The 260-nt window shown below is 45.8% G+C and carries 1 pseudogene; it reads left to right on the top strand.

The annotated features are described in order from the left end of the window. Positions 1 to 231, top strand: a pseudogene (locus H4J56_RS20065) (transposase); the annotation flags it as partial. Positions 232 to 260: the final 29 nt, after the last annotated feature.

Below are 260 nucleotides of genomic sequence, written 5' to 3'. Positions count from 1 at the left end.
GGTCGCGTAATAAGAGCAGACAAACGAGGCGCTATCGATAACAAAACCGCAAATATACTGTCAAGACTTCACATCAGCGATGAAAGTTGGCTCAAACTCACCACAAACTTTGAAGGTATATTCACGGGCGCGGTGGGCACCGCAGAGCATTTGTGTGAATTTACTGAGCACGTGGGGTTAAAGCGCGCACACGGTAAAGCAAATGCCCAAGCTTGTTTGAATAGCGCGTAAACATAACTACATACTAAGACAGCAAGAAA

It is taken from the genome of Colwellia sp. BRX8-4, from assembly GCF_014077345.1.
Lineage (GTDB): Bacteria > Pseudomonadota > Gammaproteobacteria > Enterobacterales > Alteromonadaceae > Colwellia_A.
This window is presented reverse-complemented; position numbering and strand designations above follow the sequence as displayed.